The sequence below is a fragment of the Kitasatospora sp. NPDC048298 genome (genome assembly GCF_043201465.1).
In the GTDB taxonomy this organism is placed as follows: Bacteria; Actinomycetota; Actinomycetes; order Streptomycetales; family Streptomycetaceae; genus Kitasatospora.
On the sequence record NZ_JBICYZ010000150.1, the window covers coordinates 1 to 3,991 of the forward strand.

General features: G+C 67.6%; 3 protein-coding genes. All 3 read right to left on the reverse strand.

What is annotated here, in order from left to right; translation table 11 throughout:
* Positions 1-34 precede the first annotated feature (34 nt).
* The 3 genes from ACGF0D_RS44000 to ACGF0D_RS44010 are packed head-to-tail and all read right to left on the reverse strand — an operon-like array spanning position 35 to position 3,919.
* Entirely contained in the window at positions 35-517 is a 483-nt protein-coding gene (locus ACGF0D_RS44000) for a tyrosine protein phosphatase (protein ID WP_392926171.1), read from the reverse strand.
* Between the two features lies 1 nt (position 518).
* Positions 519-2,852, reverse strand: a complete 2,334-nt coding sequence (locus ACGF0D_RS44005; RefSeq protein ID WP_392926173.1) for a tyrosine-type recombinase/integrase — start codon at positions 2,850-2,852, stop codon at positions 519-521.
* Positions 2,849-3,919 carry a tyrosine-type recombinase/integrase gene (locus ACGF0D_RS44010; RefSeq protein WP_392926175.1) on the reverse strand — a complete coding sequence of 357 codons (1,071 nt, stop codon included), beginning with the start codon at positions 3,917-3,919 and terminating at the stop codon, positions 2,849-2,851. The genes ACGF0D_RS44005 and ACGF0D_RS44010 overlap by 4 nt, the downstream gene beginning before the upstream one ends.
* Positions 3,920-3,991 lie beyond the last annotated feature (72 nt).

Genomic DNA, 3,991 nt, shown 5'->3' on the forward strand with positions numbered 1-3,991 from the left:
CGTTTCTGTGGAATCTGATTTGTCAACATCATGCCTATTTGAGCAGTTCCATCGTCCACTCTCGCTGCTCAGCGGTGTCTGGGACAGAAAGCCCACGAGCTCGTTCGATCTGGTTCCAGGCGGTGTCGGGATCGATGCCGTTGAGGACGAGGAGTGCGGCGGCGAGGAGGAATGAGCGTCCGATGCCGGCTCGGCAGTGGGTGACGATGTGTGCGCCTTCGTGCAGTTGCTCAGCGAGCCTGTGCAGGGTGGGAAGGATCATGGTGAGGTCGGGGACGGTGCGGTCGGGGATGGGTATTGCGACGAACTGCAGCCCGGCCGTGGCGGCGGTCCGGGGTTCGTCTGCGAGGCCGAGTTCGTCGAGTTCGAGTCTGGTGAGCGCGCAAACCAGGACGTCGACGCCGCAGTTCTTCAGCGCGGCCATCTCGTCTTCAAGCCAGTCGTTGCCACGGGGTCTGGCCATGGTGCTCAGTCGTCCCGGGCCTGGGATGTCGATGGTGAAGAGGGCTGGTCGCATGTCAGCAGCGCTTTCGATCGGTGGCGTCAGGTGGTGATCGGACAGTCAGGGGCAGGGGTCGGCGAGGTTCGGCGCGAAGCTCGCTCGGGGTTGGGCCGGCTGGGGTGGCCACTTCGGCGAGGCGCTCGAGAAGGCGGTCGAGGGCGCTCTGGCCGTCGTCGACGGCGGCGCGTTCCTCTTCGGTGAGCGGAATGCTCACGAGCATGCGCTGCAAGTTGGCCTTGGCTTCGACGAGTTGGGCTTTCGTCGATTCCTTGGGGGTGTAGAAATCGCAGCGGGCGCAGGCCATCCGGTGCTGGCACTGTTCGAAGAACGAGTAGGAGCACAGCCCGTGACCGAGATCGTAGTACTGCCATGGTTCACCGGTGGCCGCGGCCCCGGAGGTGACGGCGTCGCGGTCGACCAGGACCTCGATCGTGCGGACGTTGCGGGCGAAGTAGCCGGCGTCGTTGTAGGCCCTGGCCAGGGTATTCGGGGTGATCTTCGCGTAGTGGGCGGTCGCCTCGGGAGTTCGGTGGCCGAGCCATTCCTGCAGTTCGAAGAGGGTCATGGGCTCCTTGGCGTTGTAGAGCTGGCTGGCGATGGTGGACCGGGCCCGGTGGCTGGTGATGTTGCCGCGGACGTCCGCGGTGGGAACGCCGGCCTTGCGGCAGAGCATCGGGATGATCGCCGTGTTGATGTAGTTCTTGGCGACCCGGCGGGCTCGGTGGGCGAACAGGAAGTCGGCCAGCTCGCCCGTCTTGGGGTCGAGCATCGCCGGCTGTGTGGGCCTGACGGCCTGCCATGCCTCGATGGCCTTGCCCAGGAGCGGGTCGACGGGCTTGGTGAAGGCGGTCCCGGTCTTGTGGGTGGGGACGTCCAGCAGGCAGACCGCGTCGCGGGCAAGGACCTCGCCCGAGTCGCCGGGGATGGGCATCCCCTCGTGCTGCCAGCGGACGCAGCCGACCCGCAGCCGGGCGATCTCGTCACTGCGCTGTCCGGCGAACAACCACGTCAGGGTGATGGCCCGGATCAGCTCGACCGGGTATGTGCGGCCGTCCGTGGTCGGCAGGTCGCCGCGCTCGACGTTCAGACCGGCCCAGAGAAGTTTGGCCCAGATGTCGTCGGCGATTACCCGTGGGTCCGGGCCCATCAACGCGCGGATGCTTCGAGGCGTTCGTAGGGCATGGGCGGGGTCGAGTCGGCGCGGTATCCATTCCCATTCGTGCAGGTCGCGGAAGAATGCCCGGGGCACCTTGAGGTATCCGGACTTCGACTCCGCTGTGAGCGGTTTGCCCAGGCGGCCCTGCGAGTGCATGCCGTGCGTCCACTGGGAGAAGTCGCCGACAGCCATCCGGTCCACCGCCGCGACCCAGGACGCGCAGGTCTGCCTGGTCCACTGCCCGGGTTCGGTGATCTCCGGGTGCTCGGCGGCCAGCCAGCGGCCGATCTTCGCGAGCACGCTGCGGTAGCTTCTGCGGATCTTCGGGGTCAGTGTCGAGGTTGCGTACCAGCGCTCGACCCACCTGGCCCAGGCGGCCGGCACTCCTTCCATTGCAGCGGGGCCGGCCTCGTGGCCCGATGGCGGCGGGTCTGCGTGGCCGAGCGCGGCGACGGCCCGGTGGATGCCGTGGAGGTCCGTGCCCCACTGCCCGCTCATGGTCGGGCTTTCGCGCACTGCGGCCAGCGCCTCGGTGGACAGATCCTTCAGATGGGGGCTGCGGTTCAACAGCAGCACCTGGCAGACCGCCGAAGTTAGTTTCTCCGCATCGCGGCGATAGCCCCAGTCGGCCAGGATCGTGCTGATCTTCTGGATGGCCGAGTCGACGAGCTCGACCCCGAAGACCCGACGGGCCAGGCTCGGCCGCATGAACCGGCCGAGTTGGTCGAAAGCCGCGAACTCGCCGATGAGATAGGCGTAAGCGATCACAAATGGACGGGCGTTGGGGCCGATCTGCCCGCCCCATGTTCGGCGGAACTCGGCGCCGGTCGTGTCTATCAGGTCTGCCCAATCCTGCACGGACCAGCCCCAGAAGGCCCGCCGGAGCTCGCCGCACCGCAGGAGCACGAGCCCTGCCGCGTCTCGTGCGTATCGATGCTGGTGCCGGTCGCCCGGCGGCCAGTGCAAGGCGGCGAAGGCGTCCGCGAGTGGTCGGACCAGCCGCGCAATCGGTCGTAGGGGCACCGCGTCGACGGTGAGATCGTGGCGCCGGAGCTGGTCGATGTCGAGCGTCCGTAGTGCCTCCGCCTCGGCCTCGGTGAGCAGGCCGTGTCGGTCGTAGCGTTCGAGATCGATCGGCCATGACCACGCCGTGTTGGTCGGCCGTATCGCTGTTGAGCTGGGGTGCGCGATCACTCTGCGACCGTCCCGCCGGTCTGGGTGGTCCGGGTGAGCATGTCCACGCGCCAGGAGTGGATCTGCTGCATGCCGCGGTTCAGCTTCTCGGCCAGCTCCCGTCCGGAGAGGTGGATGTAGGTCATGGTCGACTCGGTGTTGCGGTGGCCGGCGAAGGTGGCGATGGCGTGCAGTTCCCAGCCCATCTGGGCCAGATCGGTCAGGCAGAGGTGCCGCGTGGTGTGGGTCGAGAATCGGGGCAGGTCGGCGGCGAGTGCGAGCCGCCGGACCACCTTCGACCAGGTCCATAGCGTCAACGGCTGACCGTGGTTGCGGCGCGACTCCGACAAGAACAGCGGCCCGCGGGCCCGGCTGATCGTGGCCCGGTGCGTGAGATAGCCGGACAGCAGAACGCCGGTCGCCGCCGAGTACGGAACGACGCGCTCACGCCGGGTCTTTGTCGTCTCGGCCCGCACCCGAAGAGTTCGGTGGGCAGGGTCGAGATCGTCGGTCCGCAGCGAGCACAACTCCTCGCGCCGCAGGGCCGCATCGTAGGCGAGGGCGAGCATGACGCGGTTGCGCACCGGCTCACCGCGCACGACCTCCAGCAGGTCGAGCCACTGCTGTTCGCTCGGTATCCAAGGCAGCTTCGTCAGCCGTGGCACCAGCCCTCGCTGGTAGCCGCCGAATCTCCGGCCCGGCGTGTAACGGCCGCGGCCGACGGGGTTCGACTCCCGCAGGCCCTCCTCGATGAGGTAGTCATAGAAGAGCCGTACCGGTACCAGCCGCTGCTGCAACGTCGCGTTGGCCAAGCCGGCCCCGGAGTCCAGCGCAACGACATTGGTTCCCCGGCGACTCGGACGGGTGCTCAGGTCCTTGACGAACGCAGCCACATGCAGCCGATTCGCGACGACCGGGTCTATCCCGTCCCGTTCGCAGACCAGCAGGTACTCGGCCAGACCTCTCGCGTACGCGTCGATCGTCCGAGGAGCCCGCCCCAGATCCGTCCATACTCGCAGCCACTCGGCCGCCCGGTCATGCCGGCCCAGGACCGGCCACTTCTCCTCCAGCACCACCGCGTTGCCCAACAGGTCTCCTCAGTACATGGGGACGCCGCAGGATACGAGACGCATCCTGCGGCGCTTGATTCCACGTAACTA

Excerpts from the sequence above, each read along its gene's own strand:
- ACGF0D_RS44000 (WP_392926171.1), bottom strand. The coding sequence starts at position 517 with ATGCGACCAGCCCTCTTCACCATCGACATCCCAGGCCCGGGACGACTG.